This is a genomic window from Rhodococcus sp. BUPNP1 (genome assembly GCF_002215235.1).
Lineage (GTDB): Bacteria > Actinomycetota > Actinomycetes > Mycobacteriales > Mycobacteriaceae > Rhodococcus.
This window is the reverse complement of sequence record NZ_NERM01000020.1, coordinates 69,098-89,579: the sequence shown is the minus strand read 5'-3', so window position 1 is coordinate 89,579 and position 20,482 is coordinate 69,098. Positions and strand designations below refer to the sequence as shown.

Here is a 20,482-nt window from a genome sequence, read left to right as displayed (position 1 = left end):
CCAGGCCACGATCTGCCTGGCTCGGCGGCGCGTGGACGTTCTCTACGCTCTGCTCCGCGACAACCGCACCTGGCAACCGAATGTGCCGGTTACCGCGGTGGCGGCTTGACAGGATCATTGAGAGTCCTTTCGGATGGTGCCAACCGTGGCAATAGCGGGTGCGAGCCTGACTCGTGAAAAGTGAAGCTCTGCGAAGAGCCGGATCATCGACTTCCGCTCAGAGGGAACGAGTGACGATGGTCGCGGTTTTGGGCAAGGAACAGCAATGAGAAGGCCATCCGGACCAGTTCTCGTCGAGCTCCACGGAGCGGCCGTTGACGCGTCCCAATCCGGTCAGTTTCACGATGCCCGGTAGATAGGGGAGCAAGATCTCGTGTGTTACTACCCGGACGTCATCGTCCTCGGTAGGGATGAGTTGAATGTCGTGACACCCATTGATCTGGACTATCATGGCGCTTCTTCGATCGATGATCCGTCGATGACCCGACGGCGCATTGTCCGAATCAGTGGTCCGTCTGATTCGGCAGCAGCGAACGCTTGCTGCCATTCAGGATCCGCGAGCATCTGGGACCACTTGTTTTCGAGCTCGGCCAGGTTTGCGAATCGAACGGTGTACACCAATTCGCCGAAGGAGTGTTCTCCGATCAGTGTGTGGCCGGCGCTGATCAGCTCCATGTCGTATCGCTTGAACATGCGGGCCGTGTGGTTGGTGAAGAGGTCGATTATCGCCGACAGTTTGCCCGGTACCGCGACGTACTCCCTGATCTCGTAGATCACAGCTGTCCTTTCTGTCAGTTATCCGGAATGCCGTTGGGCAATTCGTGAAACTTGCTGGCGTAAAATACGAGTGGGTCCTGCTCGGCTTCGAAGTCGTGTCCGATGATGCGGAGAAGCACGAATCGATGATCGCCCGTCGTGGTTTCCGATTCGATTTCGCAGTCGAACCAGGCTGCTGCACCGTGCAGGAAGACTGATCCGTCGGGCCCGCTCTCCCAGCTCACGTTGGCGAACCGGTCGACCTGGCGGGCGGCGAGTTGCCGGCACGGTGTCTGCTGTCCTGCTCCCAGGACCGACAGTCCGATCCGTGGTCGTTCTCGTAGCTTGGGCCAGGTGGTCGAGGACGTCTGAACGAACACGCCCACCAACGGAGGCTCCAATGACACGTTGACGAACGCACTGACGGCCATACCGATCGGCTCACCGGTCACGTCGGTCGCGCACAGCGCGGTGACCCCGCTCGGGAAGCGGCCGAACGTTGCGCGCAACGCCGCTGTGTCGACCGTACCGATGTCGTCGTGGACACCTCTGAGGTTTATGGCCGTCATGATCTGGCCTTCGGCGTGTAGGGCTTTGTCAGAACACATGGTTCTTCCCCCCGAATACCTCGCTGACGGAGTCGTCGGTGAAGATGCACCGGATCGAGTCGGCGAGCATCGGTGCGCACGATACGACGTCGACGGTCGACGGGGCTCCGGGCCCGAGGGGGATGGTGTCTGTCACGACGATGCGCTCGAACGGAGAGTTGGCGAGGTTCTCGTGCGCAGAGCCGCTGAACACTGCGTGGGTAGCGGCGGCGAAGACTCGCGAGCATCCGGCGCGGACGACCGCCTCGCCTGCTGCGCGTAGGGTTCCCGCGGTGTCGATCATGTCGTCGACGATGATCGCGGTTTTACCTCGTACATCTCCAATGACGGTGGTGATCTCCGCGACCTGCTGCTGAGGACGTTCCTTGTCCAGGATGGCCAGGCCGGCACCGATGCGAGTGGCGAATTGCTTATTGAGCTTTACGCGACCGGCGTCCGGCGCGACGACCACCAGGTCGTCGTCCAGCGCGGCGAAGTGGTCCGCGAGTGCCATCAGCGCGGTCATGTGGTCGACCGGAACGCTGAAGAAGCCCTGAAGCTGTCCCGCGTGTAGGTCCATCGTGAGTACCCGGTCGACACCGGCTGCCTCGAGGATTCGTGCCACCATACGAGCCGAGATGGGTTCGCGGGGTGAGGATTTCTTGTCCTGACGGGAGTAGCCGAACCAGGGGGTGACCGCGACTACTCGGCGTGCACTGGCGCCGATGGCTGCATCGATCATCACGAGCAGTTCGACCAGTGCGTCGTTGGCGCTGAGGCCTTCGATGGGGTTTGCGCACATCGGTTGGATCAGGAAGACGTCTGCGCCTCGAATGGATTCGTCGAATCTGCAGTACACCTCTCCGTTGGAGAATGTCTTCAGAGCGACCCGACCCAGATCGACCTGCAGGTTGGAGGCGATCGACGAGGCGAGCGCCGGATTGGCGCGGCCCGAGAACAACATCAATTGTTTCTGGGATCCGAACGGAATGGAGGTCGTCATTGGTGGCCTTCCAGGTAGATGCCGGGGAATCGGGCATGTGCGGGGAGTGTGGCGCGAAAGGACGAGAGCATCGTGGGGATGTAGCGGTGGGTTCGAAGGTGGAGATTCCCGTATCGGCGATAGAAACGTTTCTATGGAGGGTGGGCGGATACGGCGCCCAGCATGATCACACGGTGATCGGTTATACGTGTGCGGCGTGGACCTCGTCGGCGATCGGCATCCCTGTGCGGGCACCGACATGTCTGACCGACAGTGACGCTGCCGTTACTGCAAGCGCACTTGCGGCTCCGAGCGGCATCCCGGAGGAAAGCGACGCTGCGAGCACACCGTTGAACGTGTCGCCCGCACCGGTTGTGTCACGCACGTCCGATACCTGCAGGGCCGGGACGGGTTCGATGGTTCCGTCGGGATAGGCCACGATCGCCCCCTTGTCCCCTCTGGTCACGACGAGGCACGCTCCCGTGGCCCGAGCGACGTTCGCCGAGGCGTCACCGACGTCGGTGAACGGGATGGACAGTGCAGCGCACAGGTCACGAAGCTCTGAACTATTGGGTGTCAGAACCGACGCTGCGTGGGCGCTGGCGATGAACTCGTTGCGCACAGGGGCCGGATTCAGCACACAGCGCAGTCCCATGTCGGAGGCTGTCGACACGGCAGCTTCGACCGCTGCCGGGAGGATTTCGGTGCTGACGAGTACACATCCGGCCCACCCCGATGCACGCTCGACGGCCCGGCGAACGAGTGCCGGCGTAAGGGCAGCGTTGGCCCCGGCGGCAACGGCGATCTGGTTTTCCCCCACCGCGTCGACCACGATCAGGGCAGTGCCGGTGGCGGTGTCGTCGAGGACGGCGACGTCGGTGACGTCGACACCGGAGGCGCGGAGCTCGACCAATGCCTCGCGTCCGAGTTCATCATCGCCGATCGCTCCGCAATAGCGCACCGGCACGTTCATGCGGGCGGCTGCGATAGCCGCGTTCGCGCCCTTGCCGCCGCCGAACTTGTCCAGGTGTGGACCGACGACGGTCTCACCCGGACCGGGTAACCGATCGACGGCCACGACCAGATCGACGTTGAGGGCGCCGACCACTAGAACCCCGTTACTCATTGACGCTCCCGCTGATAGTGCACACCGATGACCGATCCTGGAGTGTCGTCGGTAACGGATCCATGGGTTCCGGTGTGCGGTTCTCAATCAAATCGAAAAGGACTGTCGCTGCGCGGTAGCCCATGTCTCGCGCCGGCTGGCGCACGGTGGTGAGCCGCGGCGTGAGAAGCGACGACAGAGGAAGGTCGTCGAAGCCCACGATGCTGACGTCCTCGGGCATACGGAGCCCTTGTGCGCGGCAATACTCCATCGCGCCCACAGCCATGAGGTCGTTGGCGCAGATCAGGGCAGTGGGCCGAGTCTGCGCCGCCAACGCGCGTTGGGCCAGGTCCCGGCCGGACGATTGCTGGTAGTCGCCGTAGTACACCGGGACCGTGTCCGGGTCGATGCCTGCCCCGGCAAGTGCCTCGCGGTAGCCGGCCAGTCGTTGTTGAGCCGTCCACAGACCCTCCGGACCGCCGATGACCGCAACGTCCCGGTGGCCCTTGTCGAGGACGTGTTGCGCGACCTGGCGAGCTCCCCTGCGGGAGTCGCAGACCACGGCGGGCAGGTCGATGCCCGGGATCTGCTCGTCGACGAGCACCACCGGACCAGAGCGAGCCAGTTCGTAGCAAGCTTCGGGCATGGACCCGGTGCTGGTCAGGTAGATGACTCCGTCCACGCGTTGGCTGCGCAGCAATCTGGTCTGGGCTTCCTCGGATTGTTCCGAGCTGCCCGGGACCACCAGGACCACCAGGACATCACGTGCCGATGCGGCTTGATGGACCCCTTCGGTGATCATGGCGAAGAACTGATTGGTCAGGTCGGGTACGACCATGCCAATACGGGAAGCGCTGCGGCGTTTGAGATTACGCGCAGACTCGTTCGGCGAGTATTCCAGAACTCGCACGGCGTCGAGCACACGGGTACGGCGGTCGGGCGCAACCGGGCCGGAGTCGTTGAGTACGTAGCTCACCGTGCTCATGGAGACTCCAGCGTGTTCCGCGACGTCCTTGATGGTCGTGCGCTTGCGCGTGCGTCTGTGCTCAGATGACGCCACAGCAATCCCTCTCTGCGGAATTAGGATCGTCCACTAGCCCACGACAGTATCGAAGACCACAGCAGCGCGTAGTTCGACCACTCGACGAACTCCGGCGGGGCCCAGTGGGGAGCGAGATCCGAGGTGAACGCGACCACTCGGCCGTCGCCATGATGTCCTGTGACCAGGATGGGGTCGTCTCCGGTGCGGGCGACGACCTCGGCGTCGTCGCGGGCCACCACTCGGTTGTAGCCGAGCAGGGGAGGCCAGTCGCTGGAGGTGTCACCCAGGACGGGATGTTCCGGTCGGCATACCTCGACCTTGCAGCCCTCCGGGACCTCGATGCGGTCATCGTAGGGGAGCATGGTCACAGGCAACACGTCGGCGAGGGGGGTCATGCCGAAGCGGGCCTTGCCGTCGATTCCGGTGAACGACATATAGCCACCGACCTTGACCAATCCGCCGCCCCGGCGGACGTATTCAGCGACTACTCCCAGACGGTTGGGCGATGCTTCCGAACGTAGGAACGTCTCGTCGGGGAGCTGGAAGGAATTCGATCCGATATCGGAGATGACAACTACGTCGTACTCGTCGATTTCCTGTGCCGTCTTGGGGAAACGTGAAGAAATCTCGTGGCCGCGCACGTAGTTGACGTCGTGCCCTTCGCGGGTGAGATTTTCGAGGAATACGCTTGCGCCTTCCTCGTACTCAGTGGTGTGGAACTGATCGAAGCCTTTCATGTGAATAACGTGCTTGATCCAGGATTCGCCGGTGAAGAGGATCTTGAGCGGTTCCATAAGGTCTCCTGTGGTGCCTGGGAATGGGAGGTGGGTGTCGGTAGCGAAGTGTTCGTCGGTGGCCCGGCGCGTGTTCAGGACGGGGTGCTCGCGCTGAGTAACTTCCGTCCCAATGCGTACGCCTGGCGAAGGTCGTTACCTTGGTACTGGACTGCGGCAAGCTCGGACACCAACGGGCTGGCGTTGACAGCGACGGTGTTCGGTAGCCATCCGAACAGATCCACATCGGAGGACGAGTCACCGTAGGCGACGCAGTCGGCTGGTTCGATGTGGTAGCGCTCCAGTGCATCTCGCGTGATGTGGACCTTGGCTTGCGGTGACAGTGTTGCCTCTTCGGAGAGCGTCTGTCCGATCACCACATCGGATCCGTAGGCCTCGTGAGCGCCCCAGTTTCTAAGTCTCTGAACGAAGAACGCCGGCGATTGCGAGATCACGATGGCAATCTCACCGCGCCTGCGGATATCGTCGAAGGTATCGGTGATGCCATCGAGCCAGGCCGCTTGTTCGAACGCGGCGTCGAGGTCGTCCTCCGTCGCGTGCGCACAGACCTCGAGCAGGGTTGACCAGAAGTCGAAGTCGGTGATTTGTCCAGCGTGCCAGAGCTGTTCGATTTCGAGTCCAACGTCGCGGCGGCCGAAGAATGTCGACAGTTCCAGGGCGGCTGCTCCGTTGAGCAGCGTGCCGTCCATATCGAATACGTGCAGTCGGGTGGGCATGTGTTGCTTTCTGTGGAAGTCGTCGGGCCGGGTCTCAGGAGAACTCCGGGAGCACTTCCTTGGCCATGAACTGCATGTTCTTGATGATCGCCTCGATCGGCTGTCCCACGGCGATCAGGCACGCCATGTGATCGACGCCCAATGCCTCGTAGGACTTGAATCGTTCGATCATCTTGTCGGGGGTGGTGAGGATGGGATCGGCGTACTTTTCGAGGAGCCCTTCCTTGGAGAACGACTCCTGGGCGGGCCTCATCGCTCCGCCCTGGACCACCGAGTCGTCCTTCTTTCCCTCGGCGCGTGCTGCCAGACGCTCCTCTTGGGACTGTTGGCCGGAGCTGGAGGCATGCACCAGGGTGAGATAGTAGTTGTACTCACTGAGCACGTCGTCGAAGTACTCGGTCGCCTCTTCTTCGGTGTTGCCGAGCCAGGTGTGGCGAAGGGCCATCACCTGCTTTCGAGGCATCCCGCTCGTCTCGATCTCGTCGTTGTACGCGGCGAGCAACGCTTCGAGATCGCCGTAGGGCTCGAAGTTGCCGTAGTTCGGAGCAGTGATCAGGTTGTTTCCCTGTCGTGCCACGCGGCGTACGCCGTCGATGCTCTGCGAGGCCGCCCATACCTCCGGGTGCGGCTTGGATGCCGGCTTGGGCACAAGAGTCGTCGGCGGGAACGAAAAGTACTTGCCGTCGAACGACACATCGTCCTCGACCCACACCCGCTTGATGATCTCGAGGGATTCTTCGTAGATGTCGCGTGCTTCTTTGGGGTTGATGCCGAGTCGGTCGAGCGGGTAGCGACTGCCACCCCGCGCCACGCCGATGCCGATGCGCCCCGGTGCCATCTGGTCGAGGAAACTCATCTCCGACGCGATGAGCAACGGGTTGTAGTACGGAAGGACCACGATGCCGGGCATGATTCGCAAGCGCTCGGTGCGCGCTGCGGCCAAAGCGCTGAACATCAGCGATGAAGGATTGCTGACGTAGTTCTGAAAGTGATTTTCGTTGACTGTGACGCCCTCGAAGCCGAGGTCCTCTGCGGCATCGACGATGCTGAGCATGTCGTTGAGGAGTTCGGACCACGGACGGCTCATGTCGCGGTAGAAGAATGGAGTGGTGACCCAGATCTTCATGGAAGCTGTCTTTCTACGAGGTTGGGCAGTTCCTGTATTGCTGGAGGCGTGCCGAGTTCCGGCTGCAGAGCGGACGCTGCTCGTGCAGTTCCGGGCCAGACCCGGTGCGTGGGTCCCTGCCGAACTCGGACTGTGGGGCGATGTAGAAACGGTTCTATCGCGTACATCCGGAGCATACAACGGTCCGGCGCCCTGTGCATAGTGCCGAACTCGTTTTCTTTCGAGAAACTCGATAAACGTTGTTCACGCTGGTGAGAGACGTAAGGCCGGGTGTTCCGGTGTTTGGATCAACCTCCAAGATCCGCGAATCACGAAGGCAATGAGCGACGCAGATGTAGAAGCGATTCAACCCGGGTGCTCGGCAGGATTCGTCCGGCAGTCGGTAGAGGCGTGGTCGGCCGCGGTCGGGTGGTGGTGCACAGGGGAGACGTGCCGGCGGGTGTCGGTTGCTGCGTGATTGTGCAGACGGTTCTGTCATCCCTGCTCCGGGAAGTGTTCCTACAACACACTTTCTGTTCGCAACACAGCTCCGAGGGCGCAGAGCACTATCGATCGTTCGGTGACGGGCTGCATCCCGGTTGTGGCGGTCTGTAGACAGACCTGGGTGCTGCCGGAGGTATCGACTGTGTTGCGCGAATATTGCCGGAAGATTTTACGCGTCAACGCTTGACCTGAGGTGTGGGCTCGACCATGATCTCTAGCAACCGCCGACACGGCCGCACGAATTCAAATGCTGCGACTCGCGGTATGTCCCCAGGCTTTCTGGCCCAGTTTTCGTGCAGCAGTAGAAACGTTTCAACAACTGTCTTCGCATCACACGAACGAAGGGAAACGTCCATGCCCACTATCTCGGGATTCGACAATCTGATCCTCAACACCGATACCTACAAGCATTGCCACCACACTCTCTATCCTCAGGGAACCGAGTACGTCTCCAGCTACGTCGAATCGCGTGGTGGCATCTTCCCGGCGACGATGTTCGTCGGACTGCAGGCCTACATCCAGGAGCGCTTGCTCCGGCCGATCACCCTCGCCGACATCGATGAGGCCGAAGCGGTGACCAGGGCGCAGGGGATGCCCTTCTGCAGGGACAACTGGATGGGCATCCTCAACGACCACGGCGGATTCCTTCCTGTAGAGATCGAGGCAGTCCCCGAGGGGACTGTGCTGCCCACCCGCAATGTCCTTGTGCAGGTTATCAACACCGATCCGAAGTACCACTGGGTGACCAGCTTCTTCGAGACCGCGTTGCTGCGAGCGGTGTGGTACCCGACCACGATCGGAACGGTCAGTTGGATGTGCAAGCAGATCATCAAGGAAGCGTTCGCTCGCACCTCGGACAATCCGGATCTGCTGCGCTTCCAGCTGCACGATTACGGCGCTCGCGGCGTGAGCTCCCAGGAATCTGCTGCATTGGGTGGTCTGGCACACCTGGTCAACTTCAACCAGAGTGACACGGTGCCGGGCATCCTGGCTGCGATGAAATACTACAACGCGGTGTGTCCGGCGAACTCGGGCCCGAACAGCGAGCATGCAGGTTTCACGGCATGGGGTCGGGATCAGGAAGTCGACGCTCTTCGCAACATGATGAACACCTACCGCGATGCCGGTGTGGTGCTGTTGCTGACCGACTCGTACGACCATGAGAACGCTGTGAAGAACATCCTCGGCAAAGAACTGAAGGCCGAGATCGAGAACTTCCCGGGCGTGGTCTGTGCTCGTCCGGACTCGGGCGACCCTGTGCAGGTGACCGCGGATACCGCTGAGTGGCTCATGGATGCCTTCGGCTATGAGGTCAACTCCAAGGGATTCAAGGTTCTGCCCCGGTATCTGCGGGTCGTCCAGGGCGACGGCATCACGCTCGATACCCTGTCGGAGATCTACATGGAACTCGAACGCCGGGGCATGGCGGCAGAGAACGCGATTTTCGGTATGGGCGGCGGTCTGCTCCAGCACTTCAACCGAGACACGTTGAACTTCGGGCAGAAGTGCAACGCTGTGCGAGTAAACGGTGAATGGCGCGATGTGGCCAAGCAGCCGACCGGGGCGAGCTTCAAGGTGTCCAAGGCCGGCCGTCTCGCCCTCGTCAAGCGGGATGGTGAGTACCGCACGGTGCGACGCGACTCGGTTTCTCCCGAGGAGAACCTCCTTCAGCCGGTGTACCGCAACGGCAAGCTCCTGAAGAAGTGGGATTTCTCCGAGCTGATCGAGCGGAGCGAGGCGGAGGTCCCCGAGGAGTACTACTACCCCGTCATCGAACAGATGCGTGCGCAGGACAGCGCCGCGGTGCCTGCCTGACCACAACAACTGTTGAACAGATAACTAGGGATCCATGATGACAAAGTTGCCGAGTGTGCCACTTGCCAATACAGATTGCTTGTACATCGACGGGAAGTGGGTTCCCCCGCACTCGTCTGCTCTAATCGATGTAGTCGACTCGACAAGCGAATTGGTCTACTACTCGGTGCCGGACGCCGATGTCGACGATATCGATCGCGCGATTACAGCGGCCCGGCAGGCATTCGACGAGGGACCCTGGCCGCGGTTGTCGCACGCCGAGCGGGCTCAGGTGCTGCTCGATATCGCTGATGCCGTCGAAGCGCGGATCGATGACATCGTGGAGATCTGGCCGCGAGAGACCGGGATTCTGGCATCGTCGGTCCCCGGTGTCATGCGCGAGGTAATCGACGCGTACCGGTACTACGCAGGTCTGGCGAAGAGCTTCCCGTTCCAGGAAGAAGTCACACCCACCAACGGCGCACGCTTCGGCATGATCGTGAAAGAGCCTGTAGGCGTCGTGGGAGCGATCATTCCATGGAACGCGCCGATGGGACTGATCGCGTTCAAGGTGGCGCCGGCACTGCTGGCGGGATGCACCGTCGTCATCAAGTCGTCCCCGGAAGCTCCGGGGGCTGGATACATCATGGCGGAAATTGCTGATCAGCTCGGCATTCCGGCGGGTGTCCTGAACGTGGTGACCGCTGATCGTGCTGCCTCCGAGCGGTTGGTCTCCGACCCTCGGGTCGACAAGATCTCGTTCACCGGATCAACGGAAGTCGGCAAACGAATCGGGAGCATCCTCGGTGGTCGAATTGCACGGTCTTCGCTGGAGCTCGGCGGCAAGTCTCCTGCCATTGTCCTGGACGACTTCGACATTGCCGAGGCGGCACACACCATCGCTTCTGCGGAGTGCTTCCTCTCGGGTCAGATCTGCGCATCGCTCACCAGGATCATCGTTTCGGAGGAACGTCACGATGAGATGGTCAAGGCGTTGGCAGACGAATTCGACCGGGTGGTAATCGGCGACCCGTACGATCCTCAGGTCACGCTGGGACCTTTGGCCAGCGATCGGCAGCGGGACCGTGTCGAGAACTATATCCAGATCGGGATCAGGGAAGGGGCGACACTGGCTTACGGCGGCGGACGCCCGTCCCACCTCGATCGCGGCTGGTTCGTCGAGCCCACCGTCTTCGGAAATGTGTCGGAGACGTCGCGGATCGCTCAGGAAGAGATATTCGGTCCGGTGCTGGCCGTGACCCCGGCCCGGGATCTCACGGACGCCGTTCGGATTGCGAACGCAACGGAGTTCGGTCTGAATGCTGCAGTGTTCACCCATGACTCGAAGAAGGTTTTCGACATTGCCCGTAGGCTTCACTCCGGCACCGTGGGGCAGAACGGCAATCGTGTGGACTTCGGTATCGGGTTCGGAGGATTCAAGAGATCCGGTATCGGACGCGAAGGCGGGGTAGCAGGACTGCAGGCGTACCTGGAGAACAAGACTGTTGTCCTGGACGCACCTCCCGAGTAGACCCGTGCCCGGAGCGGTGCAGAGACCACGGCCGGGTCAGACGACCGAAGCCGACCGTAAGAGGATCATGTGACTGAGATTGCCATAGAACACGGCTTGGTGTGGGTAGGCCCGGACGAATCCTATTCGGAGGGACTGCTCTACATCGAAGACGGCAGGGTCAGCTATGCGGGCGAATACAAGGCAGAGGTGGTCCGGCCCGGCGTCGCGCGGCTCGATGCATCGGGATGTGTCGTTCTGCCGGGTCTGGTGGATTGTCATGTGCACCTGACAACGAACTCGGATCACGAGCGGATCCTTCCCAGCGATGTGTTCCGGGGTCAAAAAAGCGGTCCGGAAAAGCTGCTTCATGGCTATCGCAACTCGCTCCGTGCCCTACGATCAGGGTTCACCACGCTCCGATGCATGGGGCATCGGGGAGTGGGCGAAGTCGAACTGCGTGACATGGTCGCCGACGACCTGATCGTCGCTCCGAACCTTCTGGTCGCGCCGTGGTGGATAACCATGACGAACGGCCACGGTGACCTGTTCTACCCTCCTTACACGCCACGCCGCGAATGGGATACCGCAGACGGTGTCGATGCCTGCCGGCAAATGGTCCGGTTGCAGGCCCGAAGCGGTGCGGACTTCATCAAGGTCATGGCCAGCGGTGGTATGTCGAAAGGAGAGAAACCGCACTGGCCCAATTACAGTGTCGAGGAACTCACGGCGATCGTCGAAGAGGCGCACGACATGGATCTGCGCGTCGCCGCGCATGCCCTGTCGTTGGAAGGGATTCGACGCAGTATCGAAGCCGGCGTGGACAGCATCGAGCACGGCTCGTTCCTCGACGAAGAATGCGCTTCGGAAATGGCGCAAAAGGGAATATTCTTGGTCCCGACCCTCGCGTTCAACGACTGGTGCCAACGCGAAGGGACGGCCCGAGGCCTGACCGAAGCCGGAGTCGAAAGCCTGCGCGAGGCGCACGATCGGGCTCTGGAATCGTTCGATATCGCCCGTTCGGCTGGAGTCAAGATCGCGATGGGAACGGACTCATCCGGGTCCCTGTGCCCGTTCGGTGCCCATTACCGAGAACTCGAACTGTATGTCGAACACGGGATGTCGGTGAATGAAGCGTTGGCGTCAGCCACCGTCGTGGCTTCGGAACTTCTCGACCGCCCGGACATCGGCTCGCTGCGACCCGGCTCGATCGGAGATGCGCTGGTGGTCGATGGGACCATCCTTTCGGACATAACTCGCCTGCGACAGGGAATCAAAGCGGTCGTCCGATCGGGCCGTGACGTCACCAGCTATCTGGAGGAATCGGCCGCGTTGCTCTCGCTCTGAGAGTCGTCTCCGTCGGGAAGCAGATATCGGTACCGGAAATCTGAAAACCGGGGCCGAACATCAACGACTCCGGCCTCGGCCGATAGTAGTTGCACGAATTGAATTGACGAGAAAGCGAGAAGGAAATGCCGTACATCGAAGCAAGCTTCTTCGAAGAAAGGTTCTCCGAGACGAAGTTCTCCGGCGAGATGGTGGCAGCGCTGACCGAAGCGGTGTCCTCGATCCTGGGAGAAGAGATCGGATCGGAAACAACGGTCGTGCTGCATGGTGTACCGCGTGAGCGGTGGGGACATGGAGGCCGGACCATGGAAAAGAGCAGCTGAGCAGACCCCGCCGGCAAAGGTGCGCATTCGGCAACTCACCGGTACCACCGTGGTTCGGCGAACCACCTCTGCCGCTCCGATACATGCTGGCGGCGCGCAGCTTTCGGCTGCGCGCCGCCAGCATATATTACTGGATGATCAGTAATCCGGATTCTGTACATCACCTCCGAATCGTGGAGACGCCGCCACGCTCGATAGGTTCGGATGCAGTCAGGAAACAACCAACGGAACCTCCGAGAGGGCACGGTTATCAACTGCCGCGACAGGGGGTCTCGTCTTCTCGGCGTCGAAACCGACTTTCTCTCGGTGGGGTGTGCTCGCCGACCGATCGATGGGTACGACACAGCGTATGACCGATATCAGCGATCCGCTCGTTCACGACGAGAACGACATCGAAGTCAGCGAGCGCAAATCCTATGCCGCCGGGGTACCGGCGGTGTTGGTCTCGCTGCGGCACGGATTCGAGCAGATGGGTCCGGTGCGCACCGCCCGCACCTTGACGAAGCTGAACCAACAGCATGGCTTCGACTGCCCGGGCTGCGCGTGGCCGGAAACACCAGGTCACCGGAAACGTGCCGAATTCTGCGAGAACGGCGCCAAGGCTGTCGCCGAGGAAGCCACCACTCGCACCGTCGACCCCGGTTTCTTCGCCCGCCATTCTGTACCGGAACTGCTCGCACGCACCGACTACTGGCTCGGTCGCCAGGGCCGGCTGACGCACCCGATGATCATCCGGCCTGGCAGCCTCCACTACGAGCCGATCGACTGGGACGATGCCTACGCGGTGATCGCCGAGCATCTGCGGGCGCTGCCGGACCCGAATGAGGCGATCTTCTACACCTCGGGGCGGACCTCCAACGAGGCCGCGTTCTTGTACCAGTTGATGATTCGGTCGTTCGGCACCAACAACATGCCGGACTGCTCGAACATGTGCCACGAGTCTTCCGGTACGGCCCTGTCGGAGACCATCGGCATCGGCAAGGGTTCGGTGTCGGTGACCGACCTCGAACACGCCGACCTGATCCTCATCGCAGGCCAGAACCCCGGGACCAACCATCCCCGCATGCTGTCGGTACTCGAGAAAGCCAAGGCCCGCGGCGCGAAAGTCATCGCGATCAACCCGCTGCCCGAAGCCGGGTTGTTGCGTTTCAAAGATCCTCAGAAGGCGCGTGGCGTGCTCGGCGAGGGAGTGGCGATCGCCGACGAGTTCTTGCAGATCCGCCTCGGCGGTGACCAGGCCCTGTTCCAAGGTCTGGCGAAACTGCTGCTCGCCGCCGAGGACCGTGCTCCCGGCACGGTCCTCGACCGCGACTTCCTCGACCGGCATTGTGCCGGTTTCGAGCAGTGGGCCACCCATATCCGCGCCGTGGATCTGGACACCGTGTCGACTGCGACGGGTCTGAGCCGATCTCAGCTCGAGGACACTGCAGCAGCGTTGGTCGCCTCGAGAGCGACGATCATCTGCTGGGCGATGGGGTTGACCCAGCATCCCCACGCCGTGGCCACCATCGAAGACGCGGTAGCGCTGCTGCTGATGCGCGGGATGATCGGCACGCGTGGGGCGGGGGTGTGCCCGGTGCGGGGACACTCCAACGTTCAAGGTGATCGCACCATGGGCATATGGGAGAAAGCCCCCGAGTCGTTCCTGCAGGCCCTCGATACCGAGTTCGGGATTCGCTGTCCCCGCCAGCACGGTTACGACGCGGTCGACGCGATCCGCGCCATGCGCGACGGCAAGGCGTCGGTGTTCATGGCCATGGGCGGTAACTTCCTGTCTGCCACCCCCGACACCGAGGTGACCGCCGCCGCACTGCGCAGTTGCGCGCTGACGGTGCAGGTCTCCACCAAACTCAATCGCAGTCATCTCGCGCACGGAGCGACCGGGATCATCCTGCCCACCCTGGGGCGGACCGACAAGGACATCCGCGGCGGACGCAAACAGATGGTGTCGGTGGAGGATTCGATGTCGGTGGTGCACCTGTCGCGTGGAGGGCTCACACCCGCCAGTTCGCATCTGCGTAGTGAGGTCGCCATCGTGTGCGAGCTCGCCCAGCACCTGTTCGGTTCCGGCCATCGGGTGCCGTGGGCGCGGTTCGCCGACGACTACGACTGCATTCGCGATGCGATTTCGCGGGTGATCCCCGGATTCGAGGACTTCAACACCCGGGTACGGCGGCCGGACGGGTTCGTCCTGCCCCACCCGCCGCGGGACGAACGCCGCTTCACCACCGACACCGGCAAGGCGACCTTCGTCGTCAACGACCTGCACTGGCTTCCTGTCCCCGAGGGTCGGCTGATCCTGCAGACGTTGCGCAGCCACGATCAGTACAACACCACCGTCTACGGCCTCGACGACCGTTATCGCGGCATCAAGGCGGGCCGGCGGGTCCTGTTCATCCATCCCGACGACATCGAAGCGTCCGGATACGCTCCCGGCGACCGGGTGGATCTGGTGTCGGAGTGGACCCGTCCCGACGGCACCGTCGAGGAGCGCCGGGCCGAGGACTTCAGGCTCGTGCCCTATTCGACCCCGATGGGCAATGTTGCGGCCTACTATCCCGAAACGAACCCGCTCGTGCCTCTCGACCATGTGGCACTCAAGTCCAACACTCCTGCTTCGAAGGCGGTCACCGTCCGCCTTGTGCCTCGTCGGGCGCCTGGGAAGCGGCCGGACGGGCCGGGTATCGAGCTCGATCCGAAGTCTGCGTAGGAGAATCTCGATGCCTGTTCTGTTCGCTCATGTGTTCATTGCTGTCGTCCAGCTGCTGCTGCGTTGTGTGGGCATGTCCTCGGCGTTATCTGCGCCCCGGTCGGAACAGCGTGTGCTCGCCGGCCGGTGCGACAGTTTCGACGATGGGTTCGAATCATGGGGCGAGTGACCACCCGTGCCCGCATCACCCGACTGCAGGGAACGCAGCGGGTGGTGCGTCCGGACACGGTCGTTGTCGAAGAACCACTCGAACTGCGCGTCGATGGCACTGCACTGGCGGTGACGATGCGCACTCCCGGTTCCGACATCGAACTTGCCCAGGGGTTCTTGCTCACTGAAGGGATCGTCACCGGCCGCGACGATATTGCTGCAATCCGTTACTGCAACAGCACGGGCGACGACGGGCGCAACACCTACAACGTCCTCGATATCGATCTCGCACCCGGAGTGGCTCTGCCCGAGACCGGCATCGAACGCAACTTCTACACCACCTCCTCGTGCGGGGTGTGCGGGAAGGCCTCCCTCGATGCGATCCGCCAACGCTCCCGCCACTCACCGGCTCACGACCCGGTCGTGGTCGATCCGGAAGTGCTGGCGGTGATGCCCTCCGCGCTGCGACAGGCGCAGGAGACCTTCGACCGCACCGGCGGATTGCATGCTGCCGGATTGTTCACCGCTGCAGGGGAACTCCTCGCACTGCGCGAGGATGTCGGACGCCACAATGCCGTCGACAAGATCATCGGCTGGGCGGTCGAGCACCGACGATTACCGCTGCGCCATACCGTGCTGCTGGTGAGCGGACGTGCCTCCTTCGAGCTGACCCAGAAAGCGGTCATGGCCGGCATTCCTGTTCTGGCGGCCGTTTCCGCGCCGTCGTCGCTGGCCATCGACCTTGCTCATGACGCCGGTTTGACTCTTGTCGGGTTCCTGCGCGGGGACACCATGAACGTCTATACCCGCGCCGAACGGGTTGGTACGGGGAACGCAGGTCTCGACTCTGCGAGCACTTCTACCGGAGCTTTTGATGGATAGGACAGTGGCTATCGAGGTGCGCTACTTCGCCGCAGCGGCAGAGACCGCAGGGACGGAGAAGGAAACGGTGGCATTGCCGCCTACCACCGACCTCGGGACGTTGAAGACGGTGCTGATCGACCGACACGGCCCCGATATGGCTCGTGTGCTGTCGGTGGCGATGTTCTTGGTCGGGGATGAGCTCACCCGTGACCCCGCTCGTGCTGTGGGTCCTGTAGTCGACGTGCTACCACCGTTCGCCGGCGGCTGAAGTGAGACCTCGATGTCGATACGTGTGATTGCTACAACGACGACGGACGAGCAGTCCGACACGTAGGTGAGCACATCGAATTCTTCGAGTTCGGCGAGGGTTGATAAGGCCGTGCCCGCGCCGGCCTGCAGCGTCGCCATCGGAGAGGACTCCTCGGATGAATATTCATCGCTTCGTTGAGGTCTTTTCCGGATACGCGCGGTGAGCGAGAGGTGGGCATGTTTGTGTGGTCAGGTGCGGGCAATGGTGCGGTGCGGTGAGGGTGAACTGCTCGAAGGCGTCGTCGAGTTCGAGGTGGATTGCGTTGTTCGCGATTACGACGCGGTGGGCGTCGAGACCGAGCAGTCGGGCGACGACGAAGGTTGCGCTCAAGGTTGCGACGTTTCTGGTGATCCCGAGTGGGAGGAGGGATCCGGTGTCGGTGAGGGCTTCGTGTTCGCCGGCTCTGAGGACGAGTCTGGCGTCGGGGTGCACTCCGTGGGCTGCCACGGACACGGCGATGTTGTCACGGTCGTCGGAGCCCACGGCGGCAAGGCATCGGGCCCGGTCGAGGCGGGCGCGTTCGAGGAGGGTTCTGTCGGTACCGTGCCCGACGATGGTGGGAATGTTCAGCGCTCGGGCCAGGCGCAGATTGCGGGCTCGATCGTCGCGTTCGATGGCGACGACGGGGATGCCGAGTTTGCGGAGTTCGAGGCACAACCGGAGACCGACCTGTCCCAATCCGACGACGATGACGTGGTTGCGGCGGGGGAGAACCCGTTGACCGATCAAGCCGATGAGGCTGGTTCCGAGCAGACGTTCGATTATCCCGGCGGTGAACATGGCGGTGAACACGATCGCCGCCAACATCGCCAGAGCCGCGAACACGTCATAGGTGTGGTCGCCGTGTGAGGCCGGTGCGGGACCGACGGTGGCGACGACCTGGACTGCTTCTTTGAGGGACTCGACCCAGTGGTGGCCTTTGCCGACAGTGAGCCATATCCAATCGATCAGGAGGATGGCGAGCAGTCCGATAAGGCCGGTGAGCAGCATGCGGGTGCCGGCGTCGTGGGATCGCAGTGTGCCTACGGAGTGGACGAATCGGCGGCGAATTCTGCTGGTGCGGCTGTGGGGTAGCGGCTGCCAGGTCGGTTGGTCACCGTGGGCCGATTGCCGGAGGACGCGTGTGGTGCCATCGGGCGCGGTGTGCGCGGCGTCGATCGTGGCAGCGATGCACGGGCCGGCCAGGGACGGTGTCGCGAGGTCTGCGGGGGAGGTGACCTGACAGTGGGGAATCAATTGGGTGAGTTGGTTGGCGATGGTGCGATCGAAGACGGTCACGACCATCGGTGTGTGGGGACTGATGTGGGCGATGGCGAGGGCATAACGGACGGCGACCGCGTCGTCGTGGGTGACGACGGCGACCCCGGCCGGGTCGTGCTGGGTGATCTGCAGAAGTTCCGGGTCGTCGGGTGCATCGAGGTGGAGAACATCGAAGTGGCGTTGGGTGAGTGACGCGCACACGAGCCGGGCAACATTCGACGCGCCGATGACAACGAAGGGGGACATCGGGCCGACGCCGATCACCGCACAGGTGCAGGGAACGAGGTGTAGGCAGTGAAGATGCCACCGGAGCTGATATCGGATGTTGGGTCGATCAGCTCCGGCAGCACCGCTTCGAGGCGTATCGGGGCAGCAGCGGTGACACTTGTCTCCGGAGTCGGGGTGGGTACCAGACGAATATTGTTGATCCGCAAGAGGTTACTGCCGAGTTCACGTCCGGCGGCGAGAGCGAAGGATTCGATTGCGCCGTCCATGGAGTCTCGCGCCGGTCCTCGATCGGTGTCGGTGATTCTGCGGAGCGTGTCCAGGCCGGTGACGGTGACGATCGATCCGATGCCGCCGGTGCGGTGGAGGGATACTGCAGCACGTCTGGTCGTGTGGAACAACAACGCCATGTGGTCGTAGGTGAACCGGCCCCAGTCGGCGGGGCGGATCTTGCTCAGCGAGTGGCATGCGGTTTCCGGGCCGGGTAGCCATGCGGTGTGCACGAGCGCGTCGATGCCGCCATGTCGTCGCTCGAGGTGGGTGAACATGTTGTCGACGTCGGATTCGAGGGTCAGATCGGCCGCGACCGGATGAGCGATCCCGTCGTCATCGGCGACTCGGCCGGCGAGGTGCTCGGCAGCATCGAGGGTGAAGCTGTGCGTGAACACGTGGTGTCCAGCTGCTGCCAACGTTCGGGCCACGTGGGCACCTTCGTTCTGTTCGACGCCGGTGACCAGGACACGCAGTGAGGTGGTGGGTAGAGCCAACGGGTGCAGCGACGGTTCGGCGATGCTCATCTGGACTCGTTTCGAGGGTGCCGGGGGCGCGGGGGGAGGAGTTCCGCGCCCCCGGGAATCGGGGTGGGATGGATGTCTGTCGAGGTCCACGGCCGCGGGATCCTGCACGGACGAATCGGCGGCCTGCCGAAGGGGGCGGGGCGTCGGCGACCGGGGACCGGTGCGTGAGCGTGCTCAGTGAGAGGTCGGTGACAGCTGTTCCTGTCCGGAGGTTTCGTCGTTGTCGGACAGGTCCTGTCGGTAGGTCTCGCGCATGGCGATCACGCAGACGACGGAGACGGCGCACATTGCGACCATGAACAGCGCCACGGCGACGTACGAGCCGGTGCGATCGAGCAGGTAGGTGGCGACGATCGGTGCGGGAGCGCTCGAGGCGAGGGTGCCGATCGTGTAGCCGAAGGAGATTCCGGTGTAGCGGATGCGGGTGTCGAAGGCTTCGGCGAAGAAGGCTGCGAGGGGACCGTAGGAGGTGGCGAAGGCGAGGCAGAACACCACGAACCCGATCATCGCCAGCGCGAAGGATCCGGAGTTGACCAGCCAGAACCAGGGGAAGGTGAACAGCAGCATGGCGAGAACCCCGGCGAGGAAGACCGGCTTTCGGCCGTAGGCGTCCGAGAGCTTGCCGAACAACGGTAGTGCGACGAACGTGACCGCCATGGCGACGAGGACGAGTGTCAGCATCTGGTTTCGGGTGTAGCCGACCTGCGTGACGCCGTAGCTGAGGCCGAATACCGTAGTGCCGTAGAAGGTGACGCCGATGGCGAAATAGGCACCGCAGGTCAGGAGGACCTGCTTGGGGTAGTGGCGAAGGACCACCCCGATGGGCAGCTTCTCCAGCTGTGCGTTCTTCTTGACACGGTCGAAGTTCGGGCTTTCGCCGACATGCAGTCGGACGAACAGGCCGATCGCGACGAATACGCCGCCGATCAGGAAGGGAATGCGCCATCCCCAGGATTCGAACGCTTCGGGAGACAGTCCGGCCATCAACAGGAAGACCGTGTTACCGAGCATCAGTCCTGCCGGCACGCCCATCTGCACCCAGCTGCCGTAGTAGCCGCGTTTGTCGGCGGGAGCGTGTTCGACGGCCATGAGAATTGCCCCGCCGATCTCACCACCGAGTGCGAGACCCTGCACGAAACGCAAGGTGACGAGGATGATCGGTGCGGCGACGCCGATGGTCTCGTAGCTCGGGAGTAGCCCGACTCCGAGAGTGGTCAAGCCCATGATGGTCAAGGTGATCACGAGCATGGACTTGCGTCCGATCCGGTCACCGAAGTGACCGAACACCACTCCGCCGAGCGGGCGCGCCACGAAGGCGGCGGAGAATGTGGCGAAGGCGAGCAGAGTGCCGATCAGAGAGTCGAACTCGGGGAAGAAGATCTTGTTGAAGACGAGTCCGGCTGCGGTGCCGTAGATGAAGAAGTCGTACCATTCGACCGTTGTGCCGACACCGCTGGCAAATCCTACTTTCGATGTTTGGGACATTTTGGGCATGTGGGGCCTCCGTTGCCGCGAGCGCGAGATGATTTCTGCGGCTCGAATATATGGGTGACCCAGAACACACAACATCTCCATGTGGAGAGGTGGAGTGCGCTCCGGAG

General features: G+C 62.5%; 18 protein-coding genes. 7 read left to right on the top strand and 11 right to left on the bottom strand.

The annotated features are described in order from the left end of the window. Positions 1 to 447 precede the first annotated feature (447 nt). The 8 genes from B9C99_RS19160 to B9C99_RS19125 all read right to left on the bottom strand — a co-directional run bounded on the left by B9C99_RS19160 (position 448) and on the right by B9C99_RS19125 (position 7,108). The gene (locus tag B9C99_RS19160; RefSeq protein ID WP_039583675.1) at positions 448 to 777 is read right to left on the bottom strand and encodes an NIPSNAP family protein; all 330 of its coding nucleotides are present in this window, start codon (positions 775 to 777) and stop codon (positions 448 to 450) included. Between the two features lie 14 nt (positions 778 to 791). Continuing rightward, on the bottom strand, positions 792 to 1,364 hold the full coding sequence (locus B9C99_RS19155; protein ID WP_253250136.1) for a flavin reductase family protein: 573 nt from the start codon (positions 1,362 to 1,364) through the stop codon (positions 792 to 794). Then, positions 1,354 to 2,346 (bottom strand): ribose-phosphate pyrophosphokinase, encoded by a 993-nt coding sequence (locus B9C99_RS19150; protein ID WP_052227156.1) that lies wholly within the window; start codon positions 2,344 to 2,346, stop codon positions 1,354 to 1,356. Before B9C99_RS19150 ends, B9C99_RS19155 begins: the two co-directional genes overlap by 11 nt. A 181-nt stretch (positions 2,347 to 2,527) precedes the next feature. After that, positions 2,528 to 3,451, bottom strand: a complete 924-nt coding sequence (locus B9C99_RS19145) for a PfkB family carbohydrate kinase (RefSeq protein WP_088898954.1) — start codon at positions 3,449 to 3,451, stop codon at positions 2,528 to 2,530. Next, complete coding sequence (locus tag B9C99_RS19140; protein WP_084222256.1) at positions 3,444 to 4,490, bottom strand: LacI family DNA-binding transcriptional regulator; 1,047 nt, start codon at positions 4,488 to 4,490, stop codon at positions 3,444 to 3,446. Before B9C99_RS19140 ends, B9C99_RS19145 begins: the two co-directional genes overlap by 8 nt. A gap of 20 nt (positions 4,491 to 4,510) precedes the next feature. Next, positions 4,511 to 5,266, bottom strand: a complete 756-nt coding sequence (locus B9C99_RS19135; protein ID WP_039583672.1) for a glutamine amidotransferase — start codon at positions 5,264 to 5,266, stop codon at positions 4,511 to 4,513. Between the two features lie 74 nt (positions 5,267 to 5,340). Further along, positions 5,341 to 5,982 (bottom strand): HAD family phosphatase, encoded by a 642-nt coding sequence (locus B9C99_RS19130; RefSeq protein WP_039583670.1) that lies wholly within the window; start codon positions 5,980 to 5,982, stop codon positions 5,341 to 5,343. 34 nt (positions 5,983 to 6,016) lie between these two features. Further along, entirely contained in the window at positions 6,017 to 7,108 is a 1,092-nt protein-coding gene (locus tag B9C99_RS19125) for an LLM class flavin-dependent oxidoreductase (RefSeq protein ID WP_039583668.1), read from the bottom strand. A 690-nt stretch (positions 7,109 to 7,798) separates the two neighbouring features. Between B9C99_RS19125 and B9C99_RS19120 the strand changes: the two genes are divergently transcribed. The 7 genes from B9C99_RS19120 (at position 7,799) to B9C99_RS19090 (ending at position 16,557) form a co-directional block, all read left to right on the top strand. After that, positions 7,799 to 9,406 carry a nicotinate phosphoribosyltransferase gene (locus B9C99_RS19120; protein WP_253250135.1) on the top strand — a complete coding sequence of 536 codons (1,608 nt, stop codon included), beginning with the start codon at positions 7,799 to 7,801 and terminating at the stop codon, positions 9,404 to 9,406. A gap of 34 nt (positions 9,407 to 9,440) precedes the next feature. After that, entirely contained in the window at positions 9,441 to 10,916 is a 1,476-nt protein-coding gene (locus tag B9C99_RS19115) for an aldehyde dehydrogenase (protein ID WP_088898952.1), read from the top strand. A gap of 69 nt (positions 10,917 to 10,985) precedes the next feature. Further along, complete coding sequence (locus tag B9C99_RS19110; RefSeq protein WP_039583665.1) at positions 10,986 to 12,242, top strand: amidohydrolase family protein; 1,257 nt, start codon at positions 10,986 to 10,988, stop codon at positions 12,240 to 12,242. A gap of 125 nt (positions 12,243 to 12,367) precedes the next feature. Further along, positions 12,368 to 12,565, top strand: a complete 198-nt coding sequence (locus tag B9C99_RS19105) for a tautomerase family protein (RefSeq protein ID WP_006552221.1) — start codon at positions 12,368 to 12,370, stop codon at positions 12,563 to 12,565. Positions 12,566 to 12,914: 349 nt separating this feature from the next. After that, positions 12,915 to 15,275 (top strand): FdhF/YdeP family oxidoreductase, encoded by a 2,361-nt coding sequence (locus B9C99_RS19100; RefSeq protein WP_072740542.1) that lies wholly within the window; start codon positions 12,915 to 12,917, stop codon positions 15,273 to 15,275. A gap of 156 nt (positions 15,276 to 15,431) precedes the next feature. Beyond that, positions 15,432 to 16,307 carry a formate dehydrogenase accessory sulfurtransferase FdhD gene (fdhD, locus tag B9C99_RS19095; RefSeq protein WP_064060766.1) on the top strand — a complete coding sequence of 292 codons (876 nt, stop codon included), beginning with the start codon at positions 15,432 to 15,434 and terminating at the stop codon, positions 16,305 to 16,307. Beyond that, entirely contained in the window at positions 16,300 to 16,557 is a 258-nt protein-coding gene (locus B9C99_RS19090; RefSeq protein WP_064060767.1) for a MoaD/ThiS family protein, read from the top strand. The genes fdhD and B9C99_RS19090 overlap by 8 nt, the downstream gene beginning before the upstream one ends. Before the next feature lie 165 nt (positions 16,558 to 16,722). Here B9C99_RS19090 and B9C99_RS19085 read toward each other — a convergent pair whose 3' ends face one another. The 3 genes from B9C99_RS19085 to B9C99_RS19075 form a co-directional block, all read right to left on the bottom strand. After that, on the bottom strand, positions 16,723 to 18,105 hold the full coding sequence (locus tag B9C99_RS19085) for a TrkA family potassium uptake protein (RefSeq protein WP_088898958.1): 1,383 nt from the start codon (positions 18,103 to 18,105) through the stop codon (positions 16,723 to 16,725). A 14-nt stretch (positions 18,106 to 18,119) separates the two neighbouring features. Beyond that, on the bottom strand, positions 18,120 to 18,881 hold the full coding sequence (locus tag B9C99_RS19080; protein ID WP_088898951.1) for an SDR family oxidoreductase: 762 nt from the start codon (positions 18,879 to 18,881) through the stop codon (positions 18,120 to 18,122). A gap of 174 nt (positions 18,882 to 19,055) precedes the next feature. Beyond that, positions 19,056 to 20,375 (bottom strand): MFS transporter, encoded by a 1,320-nt coding sequence (locus B9C99_RS19075; protein ID WP_171061715.1) that lies wholly within the window; start codon positions 20,373 to 20,375, stop codon positions 19,056 to 19,058. Positions 20,376 to 20,482: the final 107 nt, after the last annotated feature.